Source organism: Rhizobacter sp. (assembly GCF_032229685.1).
GTDB lineage: Bacteria > Pseudomonadota > Gammaproteobacteria > Burkholderiales > Burkholderiaceae_C > LMDS01.
Genome location: NZ_JAVTWP010000012.1, coordinates 285070 through 311046, shown reverse-complemented (window position 1 = coordinate 311046; position 25977 = coordinate 285070). Strand labels below are relative to the sequence as shown.

Below are 25977 nucleotides of genomic sequence, written 5' to 3'. Positions count from 1 at the left end.
GTATTGAAACTGGCGTCGGAGGGCATGGGCCTCACGCCGACGTGACGGCGGCCGAGCGACGGCGCCAGAGGGCCCCGGCCAGCTCGGCGCACATGAAGGCCACCAGGCTGACACCGAAGGCCGGCAGAGCCACGGCGAGCAGCGCGGTCAGCGCCCACAATCCGGGCGGCACGGCGCGCAGTTCGGGCTGGCTGACCTGCGGGGCGCCGAGCCCCTGCGCTGGCCGCCGCTTCCACCACATCACGACGCCCGAGACCAGCGCGAAGATCGCAGCGAGCGCCGCCGCAGCGATCAGCCACTGGTTCCACATGCCGAGTTCGGCCCGGTGAAATGGGATGCCGACCGCCGTGGCTTTCGCCAGCAGCGGCAGGTCTGCCCACCCCGAGCGGTAGCGCACCTGGGCCGTGCGGGAGTCGAGAAGAAGCGTCAGGCGCTGTGTCGGGTCGTTGCGCACGAGTGCGTCCACACGCCAGTGCGCCTGGGCGCCCGTCGGGGGCGTCAGCTGCAGTGGCGCCGTGCCCAGCCCGGCGGCGGCGAACTCGTCGCGCGCGGTTTCGACGACTTGCTGCAAGCTGGCCTGGCGCCCGTCGGAGCCTGCCAGCGCCGGCAGATCGGTCGGCGGCCGCGGGCTGTTCTGATGCAGCGCCTGCTGGGCGGCGCGGAAGTTGTCGCCCGCATGCCGCGACCAGGTCAAGCCGGTCACCAGCACCACGACCAGCAACGCACTCATCAGCACGCCGACACTGGTGTGCAGGCCACGCCAACTCGCGCGGCCACGCCCGAGTCGCGGCACCAGCGCACGCCAGCCCGGCCCGCCGCGAGACTGCGGGCGCGGCCACCACATGGTGATGCCCGTGGCGAACATCAGCAGCATCCAGCTCGCCGCCAGCTCGATCGGCCAACGCCAACCATCGCCTTGCAGCATGCTGGAATGCAATGCGCGGGCCCAGGTCTTGAAGCGCGCCGTTTCGGCGAGGCTGCCAACCACTCGCGCGGTGTACGGATCGACGTAGACGATGCGGCCCTGTGGCAGCCCCCGCAGGTGGGCCGGTGCAGCGGCGTGGCCGACATGCGCACCCTGGTCGGCACGGGGTCGAGCGAACACCACCTGGGTGGTGTCGCCCGGCTCATGGCCAGGCACGACGCTGCGCACACGCACGTCACCCATGGCCGCGGTGGCCGCGGCCAGTTGCTCGTCGAGCGGTCGCGCCACTCCCCCGACCGGCACCCGATCGACCGACGCATGAATCCGGGCTTCGATCTGCGGCGTGAACACATAGAGCAGGCCGCTGAGGGCCGCGAACAAGACCAGGGGCGCGCTGATCATTCCGGCCCAGAAGTGGACGCGCCAGAACACGCGGCGCAGCGCGGCGCGGGCATCGCCCGCGGCATGGGAGAAAGACATGGCAATCGTCCTGAACAGGCCGCGGCAGCAAGGCGCGGCCAAACACGCGGGGCTCGCGCGCGCCTTCTCAGGCAGACGTCAACAAGCCGGCGGAATGGAGTTCAGGAAAAGGCGGGCGGCCCGTGCTTGAGCCGCGCCACCCAGGTGGCGCTGGCGTCGCGCGCTTGCGAAGAAGCGGGGGCGCGAGTGCGCACCACTGCGCGCTGCGGCCCATCGGCCACATCGAGCTCCGAGGGCCCGGTCGCCGCCAGGGCCACCAAGGCCGTGAGCACGCAGTGATCCCCGCCATGCTGTGCCATGGACTCGGGCGCGGGCTCTTGCCCGGACGGCTCGAGCGGCACCAGCGACACACCATAGACGGTGCACACCTCGACCAGCGTCTTGCCCTGCAGTTCGGCCGAGGCCGTCGCCAGCAGCGGCATGGCCGCCTTGAGCAGCAACGCCACGGCGAAGGCCCAAAGGGCCCAGCGCCGGGTTGGAGGGTGACGGGTGTTCACGGCGGCGATTCTGCCCCATGTTGCAGACGCCATGCGGGAAATGAGCAGATGACGAACCCCTCGGATCGATTGGGGAGCCACCCCACCGGCCCCGCGGGACGAGCGCGACTCGCGGCTTCACACGCAGCCGATAATGAAGCATGTCGATCCAGACCGATGACTTCGAACCCGCGCGCCGTGTCGTCAGCGCAGCGCCCGCATCGCCCAACGAAGAAGCGATCGAACGCGCGCTGCGCCCGAAAGGCCTGGCGGAATACGTGGGCCAGGCCAAGGCCCGCGAGCAGCTCGAGATCTTCATCGGCGCCGCAAAGATGCGCAGCGAGGCGATGGACCACGTGCTGCTGTTCGGCCCGCCGGGCCTGGGCAAGACGACTCTCAGCCACATCATCGCCAACGAACTCGGCGTGAACCTGCGCCAGACCTCGGGCCCGGTGCTCGAGAAGCCGAAAGACCTGGCCGCGATCCTCACGAACCTGGAGCGCAACGACGTGCTCTTCATCGACGAGATCCACCGGCTCTCGCCGGTCGTCGAAGAGATCCTCTACCCCGCGCTCGAGGACTACCAGATCGACATCATGATCGGCGAAGGCCCGGCCGCGCGCTCGATCAAGCTCGACCTGCAGCCCTTCACGCTGATCGGCGCGACCACCCGCGCCGGCATGCTCACCAACCCGCTGCGCGACCGCTTCGGCATCGTCGCCCGGCTCGAGTTCTACACCCCCGAAGAACTCGCGCGCATCGTGCGGCGCTCGGCCGGTCTGCTGAACGTGCACACCGACGACGAAGGCGCTTTCGAGATCGCACGCCGCTCACGCGGCACGCCACGCATCGCGAACCGGCTGCTGCGCCGCGTGCGCGACTACGTCGACGTGAAGGCCGACGGCCGGATCGTGAAAGCGCTCGCCGACAAGGCGCTGAAGATGCTCGACGTCGACGCGCACGGCCTCGACGTGATGGACCGCAAGCTGCTCGAAGCGGTGGTGCACCGCTTCGACGGCGGCCCGGTCGGCCTGGACAACGTGGCTGCTGCCATCGGCGAGGAGCGCGACACGATCGAAGACGTGATCGAGCCTTACCTCATCCAGCAGGGTTACCTGCAGCGCACGCCGCGCGGCCGGGTGGCCACGCCGGCGGCGTACCGGCACCTGGGTGTCACGCCGCCGAAGGTGTCGGGCGGCGACTTGTTCGAAGGCTGAGTTCGAAGACCCGCTCAGCCCTTGTTGCGCCGCTGCTGCCAGGCCAGCAGCTCGCCGATGAAGCCCTTGCGGAAGGCCACCACGCACACGACGAAGATCACGCCGATGATCACGTTGATCCACGAGCCCACCTGGTCGGCCAGGAAGTTCTGCAGCCCGATGATCGTGAAGGCGCCGATCACCGGCCCGGCGAAGGTGCCCATGCCACCGAGCAGCGTCATCAGCACCACCTCGCCCGACAGCGACCAATGCGCGTCGGACAAGGTGGCAAAACCCAGCACCAGCGTTTTCATCGACCCCGCCAGCCCGGCGATCGCGGTCGACAGCACGAAGGCGAGCAGCTTGTAGCGGTCGACGTCGTAGCCGAGCGAGACGGCACGCGGTTCGTTCTCGCGGATCGCCTTCAGCACCTGGCCGTAGGGCGAGTGCACGATGCGGATGATGAACAGGAACACCGCGACGAACACGGCCAGCACCACGTAGTAGAGCAAGCGGTCGTCGGCCAGCGAGACCAGGCCGAAGAGCTTGCCGCGCGGCACGCCCTGCAGGCCGTCTTCGCCGCCGGTGAACGGCGCCTGCAGGAACACGAAGTAGATCATCTGTGCCATGGCCAGCGTGACCATCGCGAAGTAGATGCCTTGTCGGCGGATGGCGATGAGCCCGACCGCCAGCCCGCACAGCGCGGCAACGACGGTGCCGGCCAGCACACCGAGCTCGGGCGTGAGCCCGCCCGAGCGCACCAGCCAGCCGGTGGCGTAGGCAGCGGCACCCAGGTAGGCGGCGTGACCGAACGAGAGCAGCCCGGTGTAGCCGAGCAGCAGGTTGAACGCACACGCGAAGATGGCGTAGCACAGCGCCTTCATCATGAAGACGGGGTACAGGCCGATGAAGGGGGCCACGAGCAGCAATGCAAGCCCGAGCAGCAACCCGATCCGGCCGCGCCGCGAGATGTCTGTGGCGGCGCTCATCACTTTTCCTTCCCGAACAACCCGGCCGGCCGGATCATCAGCACGATCGCCATGATCACGAACACGACGATGCTCGACGCTTCGGGGTAGAACACCTTGGTCAGGCCTTCGATCAGGCCGAGTGCGACCCCGGTGATGATCGAGCCCAGGATCGAGCCCATGCCGCCGATCACGACGACCGCGAACACGATGATGATCAGGTTGCTGCCCATCAGCGGCGTGATCTGGATCACCGGCGCCGCGAGAACGCCGGCCAAAGCGGCCAGGCCGGCACCGGCGCCGTAGGTCAGCATCACCATCACCGGCACGTTGATGCCGAAGGCCTGCACCAGCGCCGGGTTCTCGGTGCCGGCCCGCAGATAGGCGCCGAGCCGGGTGCGCTCGATCAGGAACCAGGTGCCCAGGCACACCGTGAGCGAGGCGACCACGACCCATGCGCGGTAGTTCGGCAGCACCATGAAGCCGAGGTTGGTGGCGCCTTGCAGCAGTTCAGGCACCGGGTACTGCTGGCCCGACACACCGAACTTCTCGCGGAACATGCCTTCGGCGATCAGCGCCAGGCCAAAGGTGAGCAAGAGGCCGTAGATCGGGTCGATCTTGTACAGGTGCTTCAGCAGCGTGCGCTCGATCACCACGCCGAGCGCACCCACGATCAGCGGCGCCAGCACCAGAACCACCCAGTAGTTGATGCCGAAGCTGTCGAGCGCCACGAAGGCCACGTAGGCACCGATCATGTAGAGCGCGCCATGCGCGAAGTTGACGATCCCCAGCAGGCCGAAGATGACCGCCAGCCCCAGGCTCAGCATTGCGTAGAACGAGCCGTTGACCAGGCCGAGCAGCAGCTGGCCCAAAAAGGCCTGGATCGGGATGCCGAAGATGTCCATGGGGCGCGGGTGTGGATTTTCGAAAGCGCTCACATGGCGCGGCGCAACCGCCACGCCATGCGATTCAGCTCATCACTTCCAGAGGGCGCACTTCGTTTCGGCCTTGCTGGTCCAGGCGCTGTCGCCCTTGAAGGTCTCGGCCACCTTGTAGTAGTCCCAAGGCTCGGTCGACTCGGCCGGAGTCTTGACTTGCATCAGGTACATGTCGTGCACCATGCGGCCGTCTTCGCGGATGTAGCCGCCCTTGGCGAAGATGTCGTTGATCTTGGTCTTCTTCATCTGCGCCAGCACCTTGTCGGCGTCGTCGCTGCCCGTGGCCTTCACCGCGTTCAGGTAATTCAGCGTGGCCGAGTAGTCGCCGGCCTGGATCGACGATGGCATGCGCTTGACCTTCTCGAAGAACTTGCGGCTCCAGGCGCGTGCATCGGCGTCGCGGTTCCAGTACCAGCTGTCGGTCAGGTACATGCCCTGCGTGGCCTTCAGCCCGAGCGAGTGGATGTCGTTGATGAACATCAGCAGGCCGGCGAGTTTCATCGTCTTGGTGATGCCGAACTCGTTGGCCGCCTTGATCGAGTTGATGGTGTCGCCACCGGCGTTGGCCAGGCCCAGGATCTGCGCCTTGCTCGACTGCGCCTGCAGCAGGAACGACGAGAAGTCGCTCGCCGACAACGGGTGCTTGACCGAGCCGACGATGGTGCCGCCCGCGGCCTTCACGATGGTTGACGTGTCGTTCTGAAGTTGCGCGCCGAACGCATAGTCGGCCGTCAGGAAGTACCAGCTCTTGCCGCCAGACTTCACCACGGCGTTGCCGGTGCCCTTGGCCAGCGCCACCGTGTCGTAGGCCCAGTGCACGGTGTAGGGCGAGCACTGCTCGTTGGTCAGCGCGGAAGTGGCTGCGCCGACCGAGATGAAGGCCTTCTTCTTCTCTTGGGCGATCTTGGCCATGGCCAGGTTGGTGCCCGAGCTGGTGCCGCCGATCAGCATGTCCACGCCTTGCGTGTCGAACCACTCGCGCGCCTTGGCGGCGGCCACATCGGCCTTGTTCTGGTGGTCTGCGACCAGCACTTCGATCTTCTTGCCGTTGATGGCGCCGCCCATGTCGGCGATGGCCATGCGGATCGCGTCGGCACCGGCCGGGCCGTCGATGTCGGCGTACAGGCCCGACATGTCGGTGATGAAGCCGATCTTGATCACGTCGCCGGAAATCTGGGCCTGGGCCGAAGTGCCAAGCAGCGAGGCGAACGCGAGCGCGCAGGCGGAAGAGAGTTTGTTCAGTTTCATGCGGTCTCCTGGTGGATGAGAAAGGGGTGGGCGGCCTGCTTCAGACGCCGAGGTATTCGTGCAGCCGTTCCATGCGCGAGGGCAGCTCGGCCTGGGTGAATTCCTGGATCACCTGGCCGTGTTCCATCACCATGAAACGGTCGGCCAGCTTGGACGCGAAGACGAAGTTCTGCTCGACCATCACGATCGTGTAGCCCTGCTTGCGCAGCGCGGTCACCATGTCGGCGAGCTTCTGCACGATGACGGGCGCCAGGCCTTCGGAGATCTCGTCGAGCAGCAGCAACTTGGCGCCGGTGCGCAGGATGCGCGCGACAGCCAGCATCTGCTGCTCGCCACCCGACAGGCGCGTGCCCTGGCTCGAAGCGCGCTCGCGCAGGTTCGGGAACATCGTGTAGATCTGCTCCACGCTCATGCCGCCCTGGGCCAGCCTGGGCGGCAGCATCAGGTTCTCTTCGCACGACAGGCTCGAGAAGATGCCGCGCTCTTCGGGGCAGTAGCCGATGCCGAGCTGCGCGATCTTGTGCGTGGCCATCGAGACGGTCTCGACACCACGCACCTTGATCGAACCCTTGCGCGCGCCGATCAGGCCCATGATCGAGCGCATGGTGCTGGTGCGGCCGGCGCCGTTGCGCCCGAGCAGCGTGACCACTTCGCCTTCGTTCACATGGAAGTTCACGCCGTGCAGCACGTGCGATTCGCCGTACCAGCCGTGCAGGTCCTTGACCTCGAGGAAAGGGGTCGCCATGTCAGTGCGCCCCTTTCAGTTCGACGTTGGCCGAGCCCATGTAGGCCTCGATCACCGCGGGGTTCTTCGAGACCTCGGCATACGGCCCTTCGGCCAGCGTGGCGCCACGCTGCAGCACGGTGATGGTGTCGGCGATGCTCGCCACCACGCTCATGTTGTGCTCGACCATCAGCACGGTTCGGCTCGCCGCCACCTTCTTGATCAGCTGGCGGATGCGGTCCACGTCTTCGAGGCCCATGCCTTGCGTGGGTTCGTCGAGCAGCATCAGCTTCGGGTCCATCGCCAGCGTGGTGGCGATCTCGAGCGCGCGCTTGCGGCCGTAGCTCAGCTCGACGGCCGGGATGCCGGCGTAGGTCTCGAGGTCGACCTGTTGCAGGAGCGAAAGCGCCTGTTCGTCGAGCGACTGCAGCGAAGACTCGGGCTTCCAGAAGTGGAACGAGGTGCCGAGCTTGCGCTGCAGCGCGACGCGCACGTTCTCGAGCACGCTCAAGTGCGGGAACACGGCCGAGATCTGGAACGAGCGGATCACGCCGCGGCGTGCGATCACGGCGGGTTTCTCGGGCGTGATGTCGGTGCCGTCGAACAGGATCTGGCCGCTGGTGGGAATGAGGAACTTGGTCAGCAGGTTGAAGCAGGTCGTCTTGCCGGCGCCGTTCGGGCCGATCAGCGCGTGGATGCTGCCGCGCTTCACGTTCAGGTTGACCTTGCTGACGGCCACGAAGCCCTTGAACTCTTTCGTGAGCTCGCGGGTTTCGAGAATGAAATCACCGGCGCTCATGAGCGGCCTCCTCGGGGCCGGGGGGCCGCGGGCGCGGGAACGTCGCCGCCAAGGCGCTGCGACAGGCTGCTCGCCACCGCCAGCACCGCGTCGCGGTATTTGTCGCCGCGGTCGGCGCCGATCAGGGCCTTGTTGATGCAGACCGCCACGCCGGCCACCACCTTGCCCGCCGCGTCGAACACCGGCGCGCCGAAGGAATACACCCCCTCGCGCACGGTTTCGTCGTCGACGCTGTAGCCACGTTTGCGTGTCGTCGCCAGTTCTTTCAGCAAGGCCTCGACGTCACGCGGGCCCTTGCGCGTGAGGTGCGTGTGCAGGCCTGCGGCGAAGAGGGCACGAACCTCTTCGGGCTCGCGAAAGGCCAGCATGGCCTTGCCGCTGCCCGAGAGGTACGCCGGCAGACGCATGCCCACGGTGAACGCCAAGCCGAGCGGGCGCGCGCTGTTGCGCACCGCCACGTAGAGCGCGTCGGTGCCGCTGAGCACCGAGAGCACCACGGTTTCGGCCGGCGCGGTGCCGGCGTCGGCCCACAAGGCGCCGAACTCCTGGGCCACGTCGGTGCCCGAGACGAAAGCCTCGGCCAGGCTCATCACCCGCGGGCCGATCAGGAAGGCGCCGTCGGGCTGGCGGCGCAGGTAGCCGAACGACATCAGCGTGTTGCACAAGCCGTGAACGCTGCTCTTGGGCAATGCGAGCTCGCTCGTGAGCTGCGCCAGGCTCATCGGCTCGCGCTGCTGCGCCAGACGGTCGAGCAGGCTCAGCGCACGCGTCACGGCCGGCACCAGCGGCGCGGCGGCGGGCGCGCGCTGCAGGCGCGAATGGCGCAGTGATGTGGTCGTGGCGTGCAGGGCGGTCTCCGGGGGGCGGGCTTGGCGGCACGTGGCGTGCCGGAAGAAAGACCCATTGTTCAGCAGGTTGAACGCCGTTCAATGGAACAGGCGCGCAGTCTATTCACTCCGGGCGCCGCCGCAAACCCCGGAAAGGTCTTTATCGGGAAAACACCGACGCCTCGGCGCGGGCCGATCGGTCGCTCAGCCAGCCCACGAAACACAGGCCGAGCACGACCACGCCCACGCTCGTGACCTGCTCCGCCAGCGACAAGCGGTGCGCGTTCCACAGGAACACCGCCGTGGCGCCGAGCAGCACCGCGAACGCTGCCGCCGCCAGCACCTGCGCGCTGCGCGACATGGGCGGATCGAACCGCTGCACGCGCCGGATGTCGAACGCCGGCTTCGGCCACTTCGCGGCCACGTCGGCCGGCCGCCAGCCGGGGTGCTTGAACCAGACGCGCAGCTTGTCGCCCCAGTTTCTTGCGCGCCACGAGTCGCGCGCCATGTCGGCGTAGTTGTGCAGGTTGGCCCACAGCGGGTTCCAGCTGCGCAGCGGGCCGCGTGTGCCGTAGACACAGGGCACGGCGTCGTCTTCGGCCTCGTAGCTTCCGAACAGGCGGTCCCAGACCAGGAAGATGCCGCCGTAGTTGCGGTCGAGGTATTTGTCGTTCACCGCGTGGTGCACGCGGTGGTTGCTGGGTGCGCAGAACCAGCGGTCGAACCAGCCGAGCTTGCCGATCTGCTGGGTGTGCACCCAGAACTGGTAGAGCAGGTCGACCAGCCCGACCACCCCCAGCACCAGCGGCGGAAAGCCGAGCACTGCCATCGGCAGGTAGAAGACCCAGTCGGCGACCCAGCCGGTGCCGGTCTGGCGCAGCGCGGTCGAGAGGTTGTAGTCCTCGCTCTGGTGGTGCACCACATGCGCGGCCCAGAACAGGGCGACGGTGTGGCCGAACCGGTGCTTCCAGTAGTAAGAGAAGTCGTACAGCACGAGCGCGACCGCCCAGACCCACCAAGCGTCGGCCGGCAGCTTCCACAGCGACGCGTGTTCGTAGACGACGGTGTAGATGCCGATCGACATCAGCACCGTGAGCACACCCACGAGCTGGCTCATGATGCCCAGGCCGATGCTGTTCATCGCGTCGTTCAGGCGGTAGGTGTTCTTGCCGCGGCGCCAGCCGACGAGAACCTCGATGGCGATCAGCAACAGGAAAACCGGCGTCGCCAGAACGATGATCTGCGGCCCGGTCATGCAGCGCTCTCCCGATGTTCAACCGAGGCGGCCGCGGCTGTCGATCGGCCACACGGCCACGACCGTGCCGCTCGCCAGCCCGCCACGCACCACGATGTAGTGGTCGTGCAGGTTGACGGTCGGGTCGCAGTGGCCGGGCACGAGCCAGACGGTGTCGCCGAGCTTCGGCAGCTCGGCCAGCGAGGCGGTGGCGTTCGGGCGCAGGATGCCGTGCTCGTCGCCGCCGTTGCCATAGTCGAGCTCACGCTGCCACACACGCGGCAGGCCGGAGTCGATGGCGTGCGACTTGTGGCCGGCGTCGACCACCGCGTGCGCGGCGCTGCGGCTCATGACCTGCGACTTGACGAAGAGCGCGTGCTCGAAACGCGGCGCGCGTGCGCTGGCTTCGTTGTCGGCGTAGTCGCGGTCCATGAAGAGGTAACTGCCGGCCTGCAACTCGCCGTAGACACCGCTGCCGGCATCGAACGCGAAGGTGCCCGAGCCCGCGCCGGTGACGAGCGGGCACACCATGCCCGAGGCGGTGATGCTCGCCTGCGCCGCACGCACGAGCGCCACCGTGTGGCGCACCGCCGCTTCGCGTTCTTCGGCGCCGCGCAAGTGCTGGGCGCGGCCGTTGTAGGCCTGCAGGCCGGCGAAGCGCAAGCCGTGCGAGACGACCTGGTGCGCAAGAGCGCCCGCAGCCGCAGGTGCGACGCCGCAGCGGCCCTGGCCCACGTCGATCTCGACGAACACGTCGACGCTGCTGCCGGCCGCCTTCAGCGCATCGGCCAAGCGGTCGACGCCGAGCGCGGAATCGACCGCCACCGCCAGCGTGATGCGCTTGGCCAGCTGCGCCAGGCGCGCCAGCTTGTACGGTGCGATCACTTCGTTGCTGATGTAGATGTCGGTCACACCGGCGTCGGCCAGCGCTTCGGCTTCGCCGAGTTTCTGCACGCACACGCCGACCGCGCCCGCCGCCATCTGCAGCTTCGCGATGGCCGCGCTCTTGTGCATCTTGGCGTGCGGCCGCAGCTTGACCTTGTGCTCGCGCGCGAAGCTGGCCATCAGCGCCAGGTTGCGCTGCATCGCGTCGAGGTCGATCACGAGCGCGGGGGTGTCGATGTCGTTCACCGACGCGCCCACCGTGGCGGCCGGGTTGGGCAGGGTCATGCGGCACGCTCCAGGCTGGTCTCGCCGTCGGTCGATTCGTCGAGCGAGCTGTCTTCAAGATGGTAGGTGTCGCTCCAGCCCACCAGCGTGAACCCCTGAGGCGTGTAGAGCAGGCGGTTGATGCTGGCGTTGCCGAGCTGCCACGAACGCGGCGCGTCGAGCGCCACGCGCGAGGCGGCGCGGTACAGGCTGTCCATCACGCCGCCGTGCGCCACGAGCGCGATGGTCTCGCCCGGGTGCGCGGCGGCCAGCCGCGTGGCGGTCTCGACACATCGCGCATAGAAGTCCTGCAGCATCTCGCCCCCGTCGGGGCCGAAAGCCGGGTCACGCTGGCGCCAGCGTTCGCTCTGCTCGGGCCAGCGCTCTTCGATCTCGCGAAAGGTCAGGCCTTCGAACACGCCGAAGCCACGTTCGCGCAAACCGGTGTCGGTGCGAATGGGCTGGCCGCAGCCGCGCGCGACCGACTGCGCGGTTTCATAGGCCCGCAGCAGGTCGCTCGAATAGACCGCGCTGATGCCTTCTTCGGCGACCGCCAGCGCCAGGCGGTGCGCCTGCCACCGGCCGGTCTCGTTGAGCGGAATGTCGAGCTGGCCCTGGATGCGCTTGTCGACATTCCAGGCCGTTTCGCCGTGGCGGATCGCCAGCACACGGGTGACCTGCTGCGCTGCGTCGTCCTCGTTCGACATCATCACAGCAGCCGCTTGTTCAGCGTGTAGGTGCCGGAGTAGGTGGCCTCGCCCAGCACGTGCGGGTAGATCGCCTGCCGCACCTGCAGCCCGGTGAAAGAGCCTTCGACCGGCGCGCGTTCTACCGACAGCGCGTAGACCGTGAACACGTAGTGGTGGATCAGCGAATCGTTGAAAGGCGGGAACGGGCCGTCGTAGCCGAAGTAGTCACCGCTCATCTCGGCGTTGGCGGCAAACCAGCCGGTGTAGTCGTTCAGGCCGTGGCGCGCGGCGGGCAGTGCCGCGACCGCCGGGCCGGGCTTGCCACGCGCAGTGAAGCCGCGGCTGAACGCGCCTTCTTTCAGCTCGCCGAGCGTTCCGGGCAGGTCGACCATCACCCAGTGGAAGAAGTCGACGCGCGGCAGATCGGCCGGCACTTCACGGTCGCTCTGGTTCACGTCGTCGCCGCGGCTCGGCACGTCGAAGTCATGGCAGATCAGCGCGAACGACTTCGTCGCCGCCGGCGCTTCGCTCCACGCCAGGTGCGGGCTCAGGTTGTCGGAGAAGGTGACGCCGTTGGCCCCGTCGGGCTTGCCCGCGGCGAAACGCTGCGGAATGCGTTCGCCGTTGACCCAGCTGTCGCTCCAGAGTTTCATGGCTTGTTTTCCTTCAGACGCCCCAGACGATCTCGGCGTTTTCGCCCATCGACCTTTTCATCATCTCGACCAGTGGCCAGGCGCGCTGGCGCAGCGAAACACCTTCGCGCGGCGCCAGGTTCTTGCCTTCGGCCTTCGCCGCGCTTTCCGCTTCGGCGCGCGCGCGCTCGTCGGCCGCGACCGCCTGCTCCAGCGCGGCGATCGCTGCGGCCATGCTGGCGACTTCGATGATGCCTTGCGCCGCAGCGCTCTTGCCGATCAGCCGCAGCACCTCGTCACCGGCCGGGCCCATCATGATCACGTCACCGGCGGCTTTGGACTTGAACTTGTAGATCATCGGTCGGGCGCGTACATGTAGGCGCGGTTGAAAGGGAACTGCGATTGTGCGCCGCGCATCGGGCCGTCGCCGAGATCACCACTCGGTTTCGAAGTGAGCATCTGGAACAGGCACAACCAGCCTTTCTCGAAACTCATCGCGCTGCCGGCCAGGTAGACGCGGTAGGCCCGCACCACGCTCTCGCGCGTGAGGTCGCGCGCAGCGTCGAGTTTTGCTTCGAGCGCGTCGCTCCAGGCCCACAGGGTGCGGGCGTAGTGCGGGCGCAGGTTCTCCAGGTCGAGCGGCTCCAAGCCGGCGTCGCTCATCACCTCGGTCACTTTCGACACGTGCAGCAGCTCGCCGCCGGGGAAGATGTAGCGCTCGATGAAATCGCCGATGCCGGCGCCGAGCTGGTGGTTGCGGGTGCCGCCCGCCGTGATGCCGTGGTTCATCAGCAGGCCGCCGGGCTTGAGCAGGCGGTGCATCTTGGCGAAGTACTCGGGCAGTCGGGCCCGCCCGACGTGCTCGAACATGCCGACCGAGGCGATCTTGTCGAAGGGTTCGGTCTCGGGCAGCTCGCGGTAGTCGCGCAGCTCCATCGTCACACGCCCGGCCAGGCCACGCGCTTCGATCAGCCGGTTGACGTGCGCGTGCTGGTTGCGGCTGAGCGTGATGCCGTGGGCCTGCACGCCGTAGTGTTCGGCCGCCCACAGCAGCAGGCCGCCCCAGCCGGCGCCGACGTCGAGAAAACGCTCGCCCGGCTGCAGCATCAGCTTGCGGCAGATGTGGTCGAGCTTGGCTTCCTGGGCCTGCGCCAGAGAATGGCCGGCCTCGCGGAAGTAGGCACAGGAATACAGGCGCCGCGGGTCGAGCCAGAGCGCGTAGAACTCGTCCGACACGTCGTAGTGGAACTGCACCTGTTCCGCATCGAGGTGGGGCTCGTGGCGGGCGCGCGAGCGGGCGTGGGCGAGGACGCTGTGCCACCAGTCCATCAACACCGCGCCGGCACCCGAGCGGGTCGGGTCGTCGCCGACCATCTGGGTGGCGATCATCGCCAGGTCGCGCACGCTGCCGGCGAAGTCGAGCCGCCCTTCCACGTAGTCTTCGGCCACCTTGCCGACGTCGCCCGACGCCAGGTGTGCGAGCGGCGTCAGGCTGCGCAGGCGCAAGGTGACCGCGGCGGCGCCTTCGACACCGATGCGTTCGCCGCCGGGCAACACGACGGCCATCGGCACGCCCAGCGCATCGAGTTTGCGTTGCAGGAATCCGTCGAAGCTCGGCATCTCGAACCCTCCTCGACCTCACTTTACAAAAAGTGAAAGCCCTGCGGGTTCGATGGCGTCAAACGCGGCGGCCGTGCCGCGGCTTCAGCGGCCCCCGAATCGGGCCTCGAAGGCGAGCACGTCGAGCGCCGGCGAGAACAGGAAGCCCTGGTACAGGTCGCAGCCGGCGTCGTGAAGGAAGCTGCGCTGCGCCACCGTCTCCACGCCCTCGGCAATGATCTCCAGGCGCAGCGCCCGGCCCATGCTGATGATGGCGCGCACGATGCCGGCGTCGCTTTCGTCCTTGGGCAGGCCGCTGATGAAACTGCGGTCGATCTTGAGCCGCCCGATCGGAAAACGCTTCAGGTAGGCCAGGCTCGAGTAGCCGGTGCCGAAGTCGTCGATGGCCAGCTTCACGCCGAGTTGCGCCAGCGCCTGCAGGCGCAGCATGGCGTCTTGTGCGTCTTGCAGCAGGATCGACTCGGTGAGCTCGAGCTCCAGCCACTCGGCCGGCAGCCGCGCTTCGCGCAGCACGCTGGCCACGCCGTCGACGAAACCCGGTTGCTGGAATTGCAGCGCAGAAACGTTGACCGACACCACCGTCGGCATGCCCGAGGCCTGCCAGGCCGCTGCCTGCTTCACGGCCTGGCGCAGCACCCATTCGCCGATCGACACGATGAAGCCGGTTTCTTCGGCGACCGGGATGAACTCGCCCGGCGAGATCTCGCCCAGCTCGGGGTCGCGCCAGCGGATCAGCGCTTCGGCGCCGACCACGGCCTCGTCGCCGATCCCGACCTGCGGCTGGTAATGCAGCCTGAAGCGGCCCTGCGCGAGCGCCTGGCGCATCGCGTGGTCGAGGTGCATGCGCGAACGCGAACGCGCATCGGCCTGCGCCGGCCGAGGCCGGTGAAAGCGGAAGCTGGCGCGCCCGGCGTGCTTGACCTCGCGCATCGCCGACTCGGCGCGCCGCATCAACTCGTCGAAGCTGGTGCCGTCGTTGGGTTGCATCGCGATGCCGATGCTCGCGGTCACGGTGAAGCTCAGGTCGCCCTGCTTGAACGGTCGCTTGAGCGCTTCCATCACGCGCCAGGCGGCCGATTCGGCGCCGTTTTCGTCGGCCTGGTGCACGAGCAGCACGAACTCGTCGCCCCCAAGGCGCGCCACCGCGTCGACCTGCCGCGTGCTGCCCTTGATGCGTTCGGCGACTTCGAGCAAGACGCGGTCGCCGAAAGTGTGGCCGAGCGTTTCGTTGATGTGCTTGAAGCGGTCGAGGTTAAGGAACAGAAGTGCGAACGGCGTGTTGTCGCGCTTGGCCATGGCCAGCGCCACCTCGACCCGGTCGGCCAGGAGCCGCCGGTTCGGCAGGCCGGTCAATGCGTCGGTGTACGACAGCACCTGGATGCGCTCGCGCGCTTCGAGCTTTTCGGTGATGTCGCGGAACGAATACACCCGCCCGATCGGCCGGCCCGAGCTGCACTGCGGCGAGGCCACCCGCTCCAGCACCTTGCCGGAATGCAGCTTGAGCACGTCGCTCGCCTGCAGCATGGTCGCGTCGTCGATGGTCGCCAGGCGCCGCATGTAGGTGCCGGGCTCGAGCACGCTGCGGCGCATCCATTCGAGCACGGCGTCGTCTTCACGGCGCGTGAGCATCTCGTCGGGAATGTTCCAGAGCGCGGCGAAGCGCCGGTTGAAGTTGCGGATGCGCCCCGACAGGTCGGTGACGAGAATGCCGTCGTCGGTCGACTCAAGCGTGGCGCGCAGGTCGGCCGCGCTCGCTTCGAGCGCGCGTTCGATGCGGAACTGCTCGCTGCGGTCGTGCAGCGCCACCACGTAGAGCGCCGCGCCGTCGGCCTGCTCGACGCGGCTGATGCGGCGCGTCACCGGCGCGGTGCCGCCGCCGAGCTTGCAGACGAAGGTGTCTGACTCGATGCTCTCGGCCAGGCCGCCGGCCACTTCGTCCCAGAAACACAGGTCTTCGGGCGTGGCCGCCAGATCGAGCACACCGCGGCCGACGAGTTCGGCGGCACGCACGCCCATCAGGGTGCCCGCAGCGCGGTTGGCCGCGACCACGCGCAGGCTCGCCGCATCGACGAGCCAGACCGCGTGCAGCATCGATTCGATCATGGCCCGCCAGGGCGCCAGCGCATCGCCTTCGGGCGAAGGCGTGGCACCGTGGCTGCGCGCGTTCATGCCGCGAGCGGCTCCGGGATCATGGGTTCGAAGAAGTACGCCACCCGCGGGCGCGGCGCCAGGTAGTCGAGCGCGGCCGGGGGCAATTGCAGCGGCTTCATGCTGCGCCGGATGCCTAGGCCCGAGACCGTTTCCAGGTCGAGCACCAGCGCTTCTTCGCGCGGCACGGCCGGCTCGTGCACCAGCACGCGGGGCTTGAGCGGGCGCGACGAGTTCACGCCCACGACCATCGCGAAACGGTCGTCGGTGAGCTGCACCGTCGAGCCGGCCGGGTACACGCCCATCATCTTGATGAAGCCGCCCAGGATCGCGGTGTCGAACTTGTTCTTGCCCTGGGCGAACAGCAGCGAGAGCGACTCGTGCGGTGTGAGCGCACGGCCCGGCAGGTGCGGGTTGCACAGGTTGTCGTAGCGGTTCACGAGCGAGACGATGCGGGCCGCCGCCGTCATGCGGTCGGCGTTCAGACGCAGCGGGAAGCCGCTGGCGTCGGCATGCTCGTGGTGCTGGGCGATCACCAGCAGCGCGCCGGCCGACAGGCCCATCTTGCGGCCGAGCGTGACGCCGTGCGCCACGTGTTCTTCGTAGAGGCGCGCTTCGGTGCCGCTGAAGGCCTCGTCGCGGTGGCGCATGCGCTCGGGCAATTCGATCTTGCCGATGTCGTGCAGCATCGCACCCAGGCCGAGTTCCATCATGTCTTCGGCGTCGAGGCCGAAACTGCGGCCCATCAGCAGCGAGATGATGGTCACGTTCAGCGCGTGGGCCGATGCCTTGTCGCCGGCGGCGTCGGAAAGCAGGCGGATGCACAGCTCCTGCTCGCCGAGCATCTTCTGCAGCAACGCAGTCGTCAGGGCTTCGGCCTGCTCGCGTGCCTGCTGCGGCTGGCTGGGCACGATCGCGGAGAGTTGCTGGCAGGCCTGCGACGCTTCGGCGAACTGGCGTTCGCACACGACCAGGGCTTCGCGCTGCTCGGCCAGGCGGCGCACGTGGCGCTCGCGCGCCACGGCCTCGGGGGTCAGCGTGGTCGGCTCGGGGTCGGGGCTCGAACCGTCGCCTGGAGCGACGTCCGGGCCGTCTGCCGCCAGCGAGGCGCCCGGCTCGGCGAGCGGCGCCCAGGCCTTCACTTCGGGCTCGGGCGCTTCTGCCGGGTCGCTCTGTTGCGGGCTCCAGCGCAGCCGCTTCAGGCCGAGCGTGCGGATCGTCGCCATCTGCTCGGCGTTCGTGATCTTGAAGCTGCCGAGCGGGAACGGGTGCGACATCCACCCCATGTCGAGGTGCACGAACATGCCGACGCGCAGGGCGTCGATGTCGATCATGTCTTGAGGGGTGGCAACTTTCATCCGGGAGGGCGGGAGCAATGGGCTCACACGCCCTGCTGGTTTTATCGGCGCCGCCACTGCAGACTTGAATGACGCGACGGACTGCCAAAGACTGCAAGAAGCGTCACAAAAAATAACGGCCCGGCGCCGCAATCGGGCAAGATCGACAGCTCCGGAACCCACCTCGACCGCCCGAAACCCGCATGTCGCCCCCCCCTGCCCCGACCTGGAAGGCCACCATCGGCCTGCGCATGCGCAGGCACCTTCTGCTCAAGCTGGTCGGCACCACGGTGTTCACGTGGGTCTTCTTCATCGGCTACTTTCACCTGCTGCGCAACCCGGCGCACCCGGTGTTCGTGATGCCGCTGACACCGCTCGACCACCTGGTGCCGTTCCAGCCGCAAACGCTGGGCATCTACCTGTCGCTGTGGTTCTATGTCGGCATCGCCCCGGGGCTGCAGCTGACCTTCATCGAGCTGCTCGCCTACGGCCTCTGGGTCGGGGCGTTGTGCCTGACCGGGCTCGGGCTGTTCTATTTCTGGCCGACCGAGATCCCGCTGCCGATGCCGCACATGGCGGGCTTTTCGGGTTTCGAGCTGCTGCGTGGGGTCGACGCGGCCGGAAACGCCTGCCCGTCGATGCACGTGGCCGTGGCCATCTTCTCGGGGATCTGGATCGAATCACTGCTGCGCTGGTCGGGCACGCCCGCCTGGCCGCGCCTGCTCAACGCGGCCTGGTTCCTGGCGATTGCCTACTCCACGCTCGCGATCAAACAACACGTGGTGCTCGACGTGCTCGCCGGTGCGTTGCTGGGCACGGCCTTCGCTGTGCCGGCGCTGCGCTGGCGTCCCGGGCGGGCGCCCGCAAGGCCGGGCGAATATCATCCGTCTTCGCCAATGTCGAGGGCCGGTTGACGCCATGAGTTCGTTGAAAGAGTTGCAGGATCTGATCCAGGAAAAATACGGCGCCGAGATGGCCGCGCTCGATCCCCACGATTCGATGCGTGAAAAGGGCTTCGATTCGCTGGCTTTGGTCGAATTCGTGTTCGCGATCGAAGACCACTTCCACATCTCGATCCCCGACAGCGACCCCGACGTCGACACGCTGGCGCAGCTCGCCGCGATGGTCGACCGCATCAAGGCGGCGCAGGCGTCACCGGCGTCGTGAACGCGTCTTCGGTCGCCGTCACCGGCCTGGGCGTCGTGGCGCCGCATGGCGACGTGCCGGGCGCGCTGTTCGACGCACTGATGCGCGGGCAATCGGCGGTACAGGCGGTGCTGCCCGAGCTGGCCAAGCCCACGGCCGCCGCGCTGGCGCCCTTCGACGCTTCACGCTGGTTCACCAAACTGCAGCTCGCCGGCGTCGACCGTGTGAGCCAGCTCGCCGTGGCCGCCGCCGACATGGCGATGCTTGACGCCGGCGCCCAGGGCGACGTCGAGCCGGAACGACTCGGTGTGTTCGCCGGCTGCGGCATGGGCGGCGCGGCGGCGCTGGAGCTGGCCTACCGCAACACCAGCGGGCGCGCACCGCCGCTGACCATTCCCGCCTTCATGCCGAACGCGCAGGCCTCACAGGTGGCGATGCGTCACGGTGCGCAGGGGCCGGTGCTCACCTATTCCGTGGCTTGCGCGTCGGCCTCGATCGCCATCGCCGAAGCCGCCAAGGCCGTGCAGCGCGGCGAGGTCGACGTGGCCATTGCCGGCGGCAGCGAAGCGCTGATCGTGCCCGGCGTCGTGCTCGCGTGGCAGGCGATGCAGACGCTGGCGAGTTTCCAGCCGGGTGAAGAAGCCACCGCGGTGCGGCCCTTTGCCGCCGACCGCAGCGGCTTCGCGCTCGGTGAAGGCGCGGCCTTCGTGGTGCTCGAATCCGCCGAACGCGCCGCGCGACGCGGCGCACGGGTGCACGCCCGGCTCGCCGGATGGGGACTGAGCAGCGACGCCAGCCACCTGACCAAACCCGACGCGCCGGGCCAGGCCCGCGCCCTGCGCGCTGCGCTGCGCAGCGCCGGCCTGCAGGCGCGCGACGTCGGTTACTGCAACGCCCACGGCACGGCCACGCGCATCGGTGACGTGGTCGAGCGCAACGCCCTCGCCGACGTGTGGGGCAGCGACCTCGAGCATCTGCAGGTGAGCTCCACGAAAGCGCTGCACGGCCACCTTCTGGGCGCCGGCGGGGCGCTCGAAGCGGTGATCACGGTGCTGGCGCTGCAGCGGCGCGAACTGCCGCCGAACGCACACTGCAGCAGCATCGACCCGGCCTGCAGCCTGAACCTGGTGCCGCAGGCCGGCGCCACGGCGCCGAAGCTCGAAGCGGCGATCAGCAATTCTTTCGCCTTCGGCGGCACGAACTCGGTCTTGCTGTTCACCCGCGCCTGAGCCGCGGCGCAGCGCGTCAGCGCTGAATTCGCGTCGACAGCACGATCGCCGAAGTGGTGCGCTCCACCCCGTCGAGGCTGCCGATGCGGTCGATCAGCGCGTCGAGTTCGCCGATCGACGCCGCCGCCACGATCGCGATCAGGTCGAACGGGCCGCTCACCGAATGCAGCACGCGCACCTCGGCGATCTTGCGCAAGGCCACCTCGATCGCGCCGCTGCGTTTCGGCGCCAGCGTGATCAGCACATGGGCGCGCACGAGGCCGGCTTCGAGCTCGTCGGGCACGGTGATCGTGAAGCCGGAAATCACCCGCTGCCGCTGCAGCCGCTCCATGCGGCTCTGCACTGTCGTGCGCGACAGGTTCAGCTTGCGCGCCAGCTCGGCGGTGGGCGCGCGCGCGTCGTCACGCAGCAGCGCGAGCAGGGCGCGGTCGGTCGGGTCGAGCGTCGGGTTGGTCATTTTGACGATCTAATGCGTTGATTCGCCGAAGTATGGACTTCGTTTCGTCGTTCAACCAGATGCGATCTGCAATCAGGCGCCACAAAATCGGCTGCATTCGGCAACCTGCCGGCCCTGGAGCGCGTCATGAAGAACATCCTCGTCATCGGTGGCGGCAAGATCGGCTCGGTCGTCGCCGAACTGCTCGTCGACACGCCCGAAGCCGGCGGCTACCGCGTCACGGTGGCCGACCATTCCGCCGCGACACTCGCCCGCGTGTACGCCGACCCGCAACGCTCGCCGCGCCTGAGCACGCTGCTGCTCGACGTGACCGACCCGGTGCAACTGGGCCGCGCGCTGCAGGGCCAGTTCGCCGTGCTGAGCGCCGCGCCGTATCACCTGACGCTGCACGTGGCCCAGGCCGCCAAAGCCGCCGGCGTGCACTACCTCGACCTGACCGAAGACGTGGCCAGCACACGCGCGATCCGCGCCCTGGCCGCCGACGCGCGCACCGCGTTCATCCCTCAGTGCGGCCTGGCGCCGGGCTTCATCTCGATCGTGGCCGCCGACCTGGCCCGCCAGTTCGATTCGCTCGACTCGGTGCGCATGCGCGTCGGGGCCTTGCCCGCCTACCCGAGCAACGCACTGAACTACAACCTGACGTGGAGCACCGAAGGCGTCATCAACGAGTACTGCGAGCCCTGCGAAGCGATCGTCGACGGCCAGGCCCGCGAGGTGCCGGCACTCGAAGAACGCGAGGAGTTCTCGCTCGACGGCGTGTTGTACGAAGCCTTCAACACTTCGGGCGGCCTGGGCACGCTGTGCGAAACGCTCTCGGGCAAGGTGCGCACGCTGAACTACCGCACGATCCGCTACCCCGGCCATGCCGCGATCATGAAAGCGCTGCTGCACGACCTGCGCCTGAAAGACCGGCGCGACGTGCTGAAAGACATTCTCGAAAAGTCATTGCCCGCGACGATGCAGGACGTGGTCATCGTGTTCGTGACCGTGGCCGGCCTGCGCGACGGCCGCCTGCAGCAAGACACCTACGCGCGCAAGATCTACAGCCACGTGCTCGCCGGCAAGATGCACAGCGCGATCCAGATCACGACCGCCTCGAGCCTGTGCGCGATGCTCGACCTGCTGGCGGCGGGCGAGCTGCCGCAGCAAGGCTTCGTGCGCCAGGAAGAAGTGCCGCTGGCGGCCTTTCTCGCCAACCGCTTCGGCCGGGTCTACGCGGCCGAAGCGCTGGCGCACGCCGCCTGAGCGGCCGGCTTCACATCACCTCGAAGAAGCGCATCACCACGTCGTTCGGGCGGCGCAGGCCCGTGCCGAGGAACACCCGCTCCATCATCCACGCGAGCGCCGGTGCGCTCGCCTCGAAGCGCGGTGCGCAGCGGAAGTAGACGTCGGCCGGCTCGACCGGCTCGCCACGCACCAGACGCGCCATGACTTCGGGAGCCGCCGTGCGCACCGCATCGTTGTGCACGTAGATGCGGTCGCCGGCATCGGTCTCGAGCACGTAGCGCGCTTCGAGCCGGGCCATGCGCTCGTTCACGATCAGCTGAAAGTCGGCACCGCCGGGCAGCACCCTGGCCGTCCAGTCACGCGCCGTGCAGCTGCCGCCGAGGATCGGGATCACGCGACGCGTGCCGTGGCCGACCGCGCCCACCTCGATCGGCGCAGCCACCTGCACCGACAGGTCGGCCAAGCGCTGCAGCACCGGCGCCGCGAGCGGGTCGCTCACTTCACGAGCTTCCACTGCCCGGCTTCAATCTTGACCATCACCTGGCTGCGCGCGTCGACGCCGTTGTGGTCCTTGTCGCTGAGGTTGAACACGCCCTGCGAGCCGACGAATTCTTTCAGGCCCTCGATCGCATCGCGCAGCGCGGTGCGGAACTCGGGCGTGCCGGTCTTGCCGGCTTTCAGCGCGACCGGGATCGCGGCGTTGAGCCAGAGCTGCGCGTCCCACGCGGTGGCGCCGAACAGCGAGCGCGAACCGGCGCCGTACTTGGCCTCGTAGCGTTTCACGTAGTCGACGCCGGGCGCCTTCACCGGGTTCGAGTCGGGCAGTTGTTCGGGCACCAGCACCGGTGCCACCGTCATGAAGCTGCCGTCGAGGTCTTTGCCGCCCACGCGCAGGAAGTCGGCGTTCGCCACACCCTGGGTCTGGTAGATCAGGCCCTTGTAGCCGCGCTTCACGAGCTCGACGTGCGGCAGCGCGCCCGGCGTGCCGGCACTGAAGATGTAGACCGCGTCAGGGTTGGCAGCGATCAGCTTGAGCACCTGCGGCGTGACGCTCTGGTCGGCCTGCGCGTACTTCTCGACCGCCACGATCTTCACGCCCTTGGGTGGTGCGAGGCGCTCGATCGCTTTCAGGAAACCTTCGCCATAGGCCGTGGTGATGCCGATGGTCGCGATCGTGCTGGCCTTGTTCTTCGCCATGTGGTCGAGCACGGCGTTGATCGAGATCGTCTCGGTCGGCGCCATCTTGAAGGCCCAGCGGCGCGGCCCGTCCTGCGGTTCGACGATCGCACCGCCACCGGCCAGCGAGATCACCGGCACGCCGGAACGTGCCGCCACTTCGAGCACCGCCAGCGAGGTGGGCGTGAGCGACGGGCCGACGATCACGTCGACCTTGTCTTCGGTGATGAGCTTCGTGGCGTTCTTCGCTGCCGTGGTCGGGTCGGTGGCGTCGTTCAGCACGAACAGGTTGACCTTCTGGCCACCGAGTTCGGCGGGCCAGAGCTTGATGGTGTTGTCGGCCGGAATGCCAAGCGACGCGCCCGGGCCGGTGAGCGAGACGATCACGCCGACGTTGATGTCGGCGTGCGCCGCCGCGGCCAGGCCGAGGCCGACCGCGAGGCCCAGCGCGTGGCGCGCGAACGAGGTCAAAGAGCGCATTCCGGTCTCCTGAGTTTGTTATGAACCAGCATTAAATGCAGGCTGCTGCCGGGCGGCAATGGGTGAAAACACCGCTCGGTCGTTATGTCGAAAAATCATCGACCCCACGCTCAACGTGGCCAGAGCCGCGGGAAGACTTCGCAGTCGATCGGCTGCCCGGGTTCGATGCCCGGTTTGTGGATCGTGATCGCGGCCTGGCCGTCGCGCGGTGCGTAGACCACGTCGTCACCGGTCCAGCGGGTGGCGTAGGCGCGGCGCCGGCGCGTCGAGCTGGCGTTGCCGGGCGCGCCGTGAACCGTCATGCAGTGGTGGATCAGGCAGTCGCCGGCCTTCATGTCCCAGTTCATAACCTCGAACTGGCCGCGCATCGCCTCGATGTCGGGCAGCGTGTCGCCGGGCAGCATCTTGTACATCTCGGTGTCGCCGGCAAAACTCACCGGGCGGTATTCCTTGCCCCAGCGGTGCGAGCCTTTCAGGTATTCGACGCCGCTGGACTCGACCGTCACGTCGTCGAGCGCGAACCAGATCGACAAAATCTGGTCGCCGCGCACCGGCCAGTAGGGCCCGTCCTGGTGCCAGGGCGTGATGGCCGAGGTGCCGGGTTCCTTCACGAACAGCTGGTCGTACAGAAAGTTGACCTTGCGGCTCTTCAGCAGCCGGCCGGCGATCTCGGCGGCGGGCGACTCTTCGACGAACTTGCGCAGCCCCGGCTTGACAGCCCAGGCGCCGATGTCGCCCAGGAAACGCTGGCCCTGCTTGGTGGCGTATTCGCGCGCCAGCGGGCCGGGGTTGGCCAGGTCGTCTTCAACGGCTTCGCGCATGTGTTCGACCCACTCGGCGCCGAACAGGCCGCGCAGGCAGGTGGCGCCGTCGCGCCAGAAGGTGTCGACCTGTTCGTCGGTGATGGGGGCGAGGGGGTGGGCGTTCATGGGCGGTCTCCGGGTTCGATCCTGAATGCCCACAGCCTAGGCGCCTGCAGCGCCCTTGTCTGTCATCCCCGAAGACGACAGCGGCCGGCCGCGCTGCGCGTTCCCCCGGGTTGCCGCGTTGCGGCGCAGCACCGACCATGGGCGACTTCACCGGAGTTGGCGAACCCATGCAGCTGTGGCCCGTTTTCCTGCCGAATGCCGAAGCGCCGCACGCCGCCGCGGCGGGCCTGATCGACTGCATCGCCCGCCCTGATTTCGGCCGCCGCACGCTCGCCCGCCTGAACCGCTCGCTGCCGCTGGCGTGGTGGACGGTCTACCAGGTCTTCGATGACCAGCCGCCGCGCCTGTGCGCGCACGGCAGCTTCGACGCACCCGACATCGCGCTCGACTGCTGGCGCATCTACCGCAGCGGGGTGTACCGCGCCGACACGCACTTCCAGGCCGCGCGCGCCGAAGTGCGTGGCAGTGCCGCTGAGAACGCCGTGGTCACCCACTGCGTGGCCGACGACTTCGGCCGCGCCCACCGCGAGCAGATCTACCAGGCGCACAGCCTGAGCGAACGGCTCTCGCTGGTGAGCCATGGGGCCGAAGACGCAGGCAGCGGTGCGCTGCTCGCCGTCAACCTGTATCGGCACCGCGCGCAGCCGCGCTTCGGCAGGCAAGACCTCGACACCGTGTTCGCGCTCGCCAGCCCATTGCTGGCCGTGGCGCGCCGCCACATCGAACTGTGCGCACCGGCAGACGAAGACACGGTCGACCTGCTCGCACTCGACGCCGCCACCGCCGGGCCGATCGGCCAGGCTGCACAACGCCTGCGCCGCCGCTGCCCCGAGCTGACCGAGCGTGAGCTCGCGGTCTGCGCGCGGCTGCTGCGCGGCTGGACGTTCGACGGCATCGCGGCCGACCTGGGCGTGTCGCCCAGCACCGCCAAGACCTACCGCAACCGTGCGTTCGGGCGCCTTGGCATCCAGCACCGCAACGCCTTGTTCAACCTGGTGCTCGAATAGCCTTCTACGGCAACGCGTGGCGGCCGAAGAAGGCGTTGATCGCTTCGTTGGCGCTGAAGTCTCTCGCCACCTTGCCGATGAAACGCACCGGCAGGTACTGCATGCCACCGGGCCAGGTGTGGCCGCCGTCGTTGATGCGGTAGAGCAGCACGTCACCCGGGTACTCGACCAGGTCTGTGGTGGTGCCGTCGGTCGGGTCGGCGTCGGCCAGCGTGCGGGTCTGTGGCTGCGTCGCGCCGCCGTTGGCACGGGCCCAGAAGGCCGCCGTTTCGGGTGCCGACAGCACCATGCCGCCGACCGGCCCGAACACGCGCCCACCGGCATACGGCATCAGCGGGTCGGCCGTGCCCGAGAACATCACGACCGGCACGGCACGCGCCGGCCGGCAGCTCGCCGCGAGCGCCGCCGGCATGTTCGCGCCGACGACCGCGATGGCGGCAAAGCGGGTCGACAGCTCGCAGGCCAGTCGCATCGACATCATCCCGCCGTTGGAGATGCCGGCGGCATAGGTGCGACGGGCATCGACCGTGTACTCGGCCGCGAGCGCGTCGAGCAGCGCGTTGATGAAAGCGACATCGTCGGTGTGGTCGGTGACCGCCTCGCGCCCGTCGTCCCAGTGGCCGCGGCGTGAATCGGGGTAGACGGCGATGAAGCCGTGCCGGTCGGCCAGCGCCGAAAAGCCACCCGTGCTGCGCTCGATGCCCGCGGCCTTGCCACCACCGCCGTGCAAGAGCACCACGACCGGCATGGGCCGCGCGGCCGAGTAGCTTGCCGGCACGTGGAGCAGCCAATGGCGCGTGACGCCAGCCACCACCAGTGTCTTGCCGAAGTTGCCCGGCTGGCCTGACGTGTCGTCAGCACCCGCCGCCCCAGTCAGCAGCACCAGCGCGGCCAGCGCACACGACATAGCCCGCCAGAGGTGGGTCGGTGCAGGGC

The 25977-nt window shown here is 68.3% G+C and carries 27 protein-coding genes; 6 read left to right on the top strand and 21 right to left on the bottom strand.

From position 1 onward, the window contains the following. Window positions 1-31: 31 nt before the first annotated feature. Entirely contained in the window at window positions 32-1405 is a 1374-nt protein-coding gene (locus AC30PD_RS07185) for a PepSY-associated TM helix domain-containing protein (RefSeq protein WP_489534953.1), read from the bottom strand. Between the two features lie 101 nt (window positions 1406-1506). Further along, window positions 1507-1902 (bottom strand): hypothetical protein, encoded by a 396-nt coding sequence (locus AC30PD_RS07180; protein WP_489534952.1) that lies wholly within the window; start codon window positions 1900-1902, stop codon window positions 1507-1509. Window positions 1903-2042: 140 nt separating this feature from the next. On the opposite strand from AC30PD_RS07180, the gene ruvB reads away from it, so the two are divergent. Next, entirely contained in the window at window positions 2043-3098 is a 1056-nt protein-coding gene (gene ruvB, locus AC30PD_RS07175) for a Holliday junction branch migration DNA helicase RuvB (RefSeq protein ID WP_489534951.1), read from the top strand. Window positions 3099-3112: 14 nt separating this feature from the next. On the opposite strand, the gene AC30PD_RS07170 is transcribed toward ruvB, so the two are convergent. The 14 genes from AC30PD_RS07170 to AC30PD_RS07105 form a co-directional block, all read right to left on the bottom strand. After that, a complete protein-coding gene (locus tag AC30PD_RS07170) occupies window positions 3113-4066 on the bottom strand; it encodes a branched-chain amino acid ABC transporter permease (RefSeq protein ID WP_489534950.1) in 954 nt (317 codons plus the stop codon). After that, window positions 4066-4950 carry a branched-chain amino acid ABC transporter permease gene (locus AC30PD_RS07165; RefSeq protein WP_489534949.1) on the bottom strand — a complete coding sequence of 295 codons (885 nt, stop codon included), beginning with the start codon at window positions 4948-4950 and terminating at the stop codon, window positions 4066-4068. The genes AC30PD_RS07170 and AC30PD_RS07165 overlap by 1 nt, the downstream gene beginning before the upstream one ends. A 72-nt stretch (window positions 4951-5022) precedes the next feature. Further along, on the bottom strand, window positions 5023-6231 hold the full coding sequence (locus AC30PD_RS07160; protein WP_489534948.1) for an ABC transporter substrate-binding protein: 1209 nt from the start codon (window positions 6229-6231) through the stop codon (window positions 5023-5025). Between the two features lie 40 nt (window positions 6232-6271). Further along, on the bottom strand, window positions 6272-6976 hold the full coding sequence (locus tag AC30PD_RS07155; protein WP_489534947.1) for an ABC transporter ATP-binding protein: 705 nt from the start codon (window positions 6974-6976) through the stop codon (window positions 6272-6274). Between the two features lies 1 nt (window position 6977). Then, a complete protein-coding gene (locus AC30PD_RS07150) occupies window positions 6978-7754 on the bottom strand; it encodes an ABC transporter ATP-binding protein (RefSeq protein WP_489534946.1) in 777 nt (258 codons plus the stop codon). Next, complete coding sequence (locus tag AC30PD_RS07145) at window positions 7751-8527, bottom strand: IclR family transcriptional regulator (RefSeq protein ID WP_489534945.1); 777 nt, start codon at window positions 8525-8527, stop codon at window positions 7751-7753. Before AC30PD_RS07145 ends, AC30PD_RS07150 begins: the two co-directional genes overlap by 4 nt. 214 nt (window positions 8528-8741) lie before the next feature. Then, entirely contained in the window at window positions 8742-9836 is a 1095-nt protein-coding gene (locus AC30PD_RS07140) for a sterol desaturase family protein (protein WP_489534944.1), read from the bottom strand. Between the two features lie 18 nt (window positions 9837-9854). Continuing rightward, on the bottom strand, window positions 9855-10985 hold the full coding sequence (locus AC30PD_RS07135) for a DSD1 family PLP-dependent enzyme (RefSeq protein ID WP_489534943.1): 1131 nt from the start codon (window positions 10983-10985) through the stop codon (window positions 9855-9857). Beyond that, entirely contained in the window at window positions 10982-11674 is a 693-nt protein-coding gene (locus AC30PD_RS07130; protein WP_489534942.1) for a histidine phosphatase family protein, read from the bottom strand. The genes AC30PD_RS07135 and AC30PD_RS07130 overlap by 4 nt, the downstream gene beginning before the upstream one ends. Continuing rightward, window positions 11674-12306 carry a YbhB/YbcL family Raf kinase inhibitor-like protein gene (locus tag AC30PD_RS07125; RefSeq protein WP_489534941.1) on the bottom strand — a complete coding sequence of 211 codons (633 nt, stop codon included), beginning with the start codon at window positions 12304-12306 and terminating at the stop codon, window positions 11674-11676. Before AC30PD_RS07125 ends, AC30PD_RS07130 begins: the two co-directional genes overlap by 1 nt. 13 nt (window positions 12307-12319) lie before the next feature. Beyond that, entirely contained in the window at window positions 12320-12643 is a 324-nt protein-coding gene (locus AC30PD_RS07120) for a DUF1840 domain-containing protein (RefSeq protein ID WP_489534940.1), read from the bottom strand. After that, the gene (locus AC30PD_RS07115) at window positions 12640-13905 is read right to left on the bottom strand and encodes a class I SAM-dependent methyltransferase (protein WP_489534939.1); all 1266 of its coding nucleotides are present in this window, start codon (window positions 13903-13905) and stop codon (window positions 12640-12642) included. The genes AC30PD_RS07120 and AC30PD_RS07115 overlap by 4 nt, the downstream gene beginning before the upstream one ends. Before the next feature lie 84 nt (window positions 13906-13989). Then, window positions 13990-16074, bottom strand: a complete 2085-nt coding sequence (locus AC30PD_RS07110; RefSeq protein ID WP_489534938.1) for a putative bifunctional diguanylate cyclase/phosphodiesterase — start codon at window positions 16072-16074, stop codon at window positions 13990-13992. Continuing rightward, window positions 16071-17387 carry a cyclic di-GMP phosphodiesterase gene (locus AC30PD_RS07105; RefSeq protein ID WP_489534937.1) on the bottom strand — a complete coding sequence of 439 codons (1317 nt, stop codon included), beginning with the start codon at window positions 17385-17387 and terminating at the stop codon, window positions 16071-16073. The genes AC30PD_RS07110 and AC30PD_RS07105 overlap by 4 nt, the downstream gene beginning before the upstream one ends. Window positions 17388-17593: 206 nt before the next feature. Between AC30PD_RS07105 and AC30PD_RS07100 the strand changes: the two genes are divergently transcribed. The 3 genes from AC30PD_RS07100 to AC30PD_RS07090 are packed head-to-tail and all read left to right on the top strand — an operon-like array spanning window position 17594 to window position 19765. After that, window positions 17594-18304, top strand: a complete 711-nt coding sequence (locus AC30PD_RS07100) for a phosphatase PAP2 family protein (RefSeq protein ID WP_489534936.1) — start codon at window positions 17594-17596, stop codon at window positions 18302-18304. A gap of 4 nt (window positions 18305-18308) precedes the next feature. Then, a complete protein-coding gene (locus AC30PD_RS07095) occupies window positions 18309-18557 on the top strand; it encodes an acyl carrier protein (RefSeq protein WP_489534935.1) in 249 nt (82 codons plus the stop codon). Next, window positions 18554-19765: a beta-ketoacyl-[acyl-carrier-protein] synthase family protein gene (locus tag AC30PD_RS07090; RefSeq protein ID WP_489534934.1), complete on the top strand. Its 1212-nt coding sequence runs from the start codon at window positions 18554-18556 to the stop codon at window positions 19763-19765. Before AC30PD_RS07095 ends, AC30PD_RS07090 begins: the two co-directional genes overlap by 4 nt. A 16-nt stretch (window positions 19766-19781) precedes the next feature. Here the strand turns inward: AC30PD_RS07090 and AC30PD_RS07085 are convergent, their stop codons facing one another. Then, window positions 19782-20222 carry an Lrp/AsnC family transcriptional regulator gene (locus tag AC30PD_RS07085; protein ID WP_489534933.1) on the bottom strand — a complete coding sequence of 147 codons (441 nt, stop codon included), beginning with the start codon at window positions 20220-20222 and terminating at the stop codon, window positions 19782-19784. A 126-nt stretch (window positions 20223-20348) separates the two neighbouring features. On the opposite strand from AC30PD_RS07085, the gene AC30PD_RS07080 reads away from it, so the two are divergent. Continuing rightward, the gene (locus AC30PD_RS07080) at window positions 20349-21467 is read left to right on the top strand and encodes a saccharopine dehydrogenase family protein (protein WP_489534932.1); all 1119 of its coding nucleotides are present in this window, start codon (window positions 20349-20351) and stop codon (window positions 21465-21467) included. A gap of 10 nt (window positions 21468-21477) precedes the next feature. On the opposite strand, the gene AC30PD_RS07075 is transcribed toward AC30PD_RS07080, so the two are convergent. From AC30PD_RS07075 to AC30PD_RS07065, 3 genes are all read right to left on the bottom strand, one after another. Then, window positions 21478-21948 (bottom strand): DUF3237 domain-containing protein, encoded by a 471-nt coding sequence (locus tag AC30PD_RS07075; protein WP_489534931.1) that lies wholly within the window; start codon window positions 21946-21948, stop codon window positions 21478-21480. Further along, entirely contained in the window at window positions 21945-23105 is a 1161-nt protein-coding gene (locus AC30PD_RS07070) for an ABC transporter substrate-binding protein (protein ID WP_489534930.1), read from the bottom strand. The genes AC30PD_RS07075 and AC30PD_RS07070 overlap by 4 nt, the downstream gene beginning before the upstream one ends. 110 nt (window positions 23106-23215) lie before the next feature. Beyond that, window positions 23216-24034: a phytanoyl-CoA dioxygenase family protein gene (locus AC30PD_RS07065; RefSeq protein WP_489534929.1), complete on the bottom strand. Its 819-nt coding sequence runs from the start codon at window positions 24032-24034 to the stop codon at window positions 23216-23218. Between the two features lie 167 nt (window positions 24035-24201). Between AC30PD_RS07065 and AC30PD_RS07060 the strand changes: the two genes are divergently transcribed. After that, complete coding sequence (locus tag AC30PD_RS07060) at window positions 24202-25041, top strand: response regulator transcription factor (protein WP_489534928.1); 840 nt, start codon at window positions 24202-24204, stop codon at window positions 25039-25041. A 4-nt stretch (window positions 25042-25045) separates the two neighbouring features. Here AC30PD_RS07060 and AC30PD_RS07055 read toward each other — a convergent pair whose 3' ends face one another. Then, window positions 25046-25948, bottom strand: a complete 903-nt coding sequence (locus AC30PD_RS07055; protein WP_489534927.1) for an extracellular catalytic domain type 1 short-chain-length polyhydroxyalkanoate depolymerase — start codon at window positions 25946-25948, stop codon at window positions 25046-25048. Window positions 25949-25977 lie beyond the last annotated feature (29 nt).

What these genes read in the sequence shown, in the direction of transcription:
- AC30PD_RS07100 (WP_489534936.1), top strand. Translation starts at nt 17,594, where the DNA reads ATGTCGCCCCCCCCTGCCCCGACCTGGAAGGCCACCATCGGCCTGCGC.
- AC30PD_RS07155 (WP_489534947.1), bottom strand. Translation starts at nt 6,976, where the DNA reads ATGGCGACCCCTTTCCTCGAGGTCAAGGACCTGCACGGCTGGTACGGC.
- AC30PD_RS07055 (WP_489534927.1), bottom strand. Translation starts at nt 25,948, where the DNA reads ATGTCGTGTGCGCTGGCCGCGCTGGTGCTGCTGACTGGGGCGGCGGGT.
- ruvB (WP_489534951.1), top strand. Translation starts at nt 2,043, where the DNA reads ATGTCGATCCAGACCGATGACTTCGAACCCGCGCGCCGTGTCGTCAGC.
- AC30PD_RS07140 (WP_489534944.1), bottom strand. Translation starts at nt 9,836, where the DNA reads ATGACCGGGCCGCAGATCATCGTTCTGGCGACGCCGGTTTTCCTGTTG.
- AC30PD_RS07165 (WP_489534949.1), bottom strand. Translation starts at nt 4,950, where the DNA reads ATGGACATCTTCGGCATCCCGATCCAGGCCTTTTTGGGCCAGCTGCTG.
- AC30PD_RS07160 (WP_489534948.1), bottom strand. Translation starts at nt 6,231, where the DNA reads ATGAAACTGAACAAACTCTCTTCCGCCTGCGCGCTCGCGTTCGCCTCG.
- AC30PD_RS07085 (WP_489534933.1), bottom strand. Translation starts at nt 20,222, where the DNA reads ATGACCAACCCGACGCTCGACCCGACCGACCGCGCCCTGCTCGCGCTG.
- AC30PD_RS07080 (WP_489534932.1), top strand. Translation starts at nt 20,349, where the DNA reads ATGAAGAACATCCTCGTCATCGGTGGCGGCAAGATCGGCTCGGTCGTC.
- AC30PD_RS07130 (WP_489534942.1), bottom strand. Translation starts at nt 11,674, where the DNA reads ATGATGTCGAACGAGGACGACGCAGCGCAGCAGGTCACCCGTGTGCTG.
- AC30PD_RS07115 (WP_489534939.1), bottom strand. Translation starts at nt 13,905, where the DNA reads ATGCCGAGCTTCGACGGATTCCTGCAACGCAAACTCGATGCGCTGGGC.
- AC30PD_RS07070 (WP_489534930.1), bottom strand. Translation starts at nt 23,105, where the DNA reads ATGCGCTCTTTGACCTCGTTCGCGCGCCACGCGCTGGGCCTCGCGGTC.
- AC30PD_RS07185 (WP_489534953.1), bottom strand. Translation starts at nt 1,405, where the DNA reads ATGTCTTTCTCCCATGCCGCGGGCGATGCCCGCGCCGCGCTGCGCCGC.
- AC30PD_RS07120 (WP_489534940.1), bottom strand. Translation starts at nt 12,643, where the DNA reads ATGATCTACAAGTTCAAGTCCAAAGCCGCCGGTGACGTGATCATGATG.
- AC30PD_RS07060 (WP_489534928.1), top strand. Translation starts at nt 24,202, where the DNA reads ATGCAGCTGTGGCCCGTTTTCCTGCCGAATGCCGAAGCGCCGCACGCC.
- AC30PD_RS07150 (WP_489534946.1), bottom strand. Translation starts at nt 7,754, where the DNA reads ATGAGCGCCGGTGATTTCATTCTCGAAACCCGCGAGCTCACGAAAGAG.
- AC30PD_RS07110 (WP_489534938.1), bottom strand. Translation starts at nt 16,074, where the DNA reads ATGAACGCGCGCAGCCACGGTGCCACGCCTTCGCCCGAAGGCGATGCG.
- AC30PD_RS07135 (WP_489534943.1), bottom strand. Translation starts at nt 10,985, where the DNA reads ATGACCCTGCCCAACCCGGCCGCCACGGTGGGCGCGTCGGTGAACGAC.
- AC30PD_RS07105 (WP_489534937.1), bottom strand. Translation starts at nt 17,387, where the DNA reads ATGATCGACATCGACGCCCTGCGCGTCGGCATGTTCGTGCACCTCGAC.
- AC30PD_RS07065 (WP_489534929.1), bottom strand. Translation starts at nt 24,034, where the DNA reads ATGAACGCCCACCCCCTCGCCCCCATCACCGACGAACAGGTCGACACC.
- AC30PD_RS07095 (WP_489534935.1), top strand. Translation starts at nt 18,309, where the DNA reads ATGAGTTCGTTGAAAGAGTTGCAGGATCTGATCCAGGAAAAATACGGC.
- AC30PD_RS07125 (WP_489534941.1), bottom strand. Translation starts at nt 12,306, where the DNA reads ATGAAACTCTGGAGCGACAGCTGGGTCAACGGCGAACGCATTCCGCAG.
- AC30PD_RS07170 (WP_489534950.1), bottom strand. Translation starts at nt 4,066, where the DNA reads ATGAGCGCCGCCACAGACATCTCGCGGCGCGGCCGGATCGGGTTGCTG.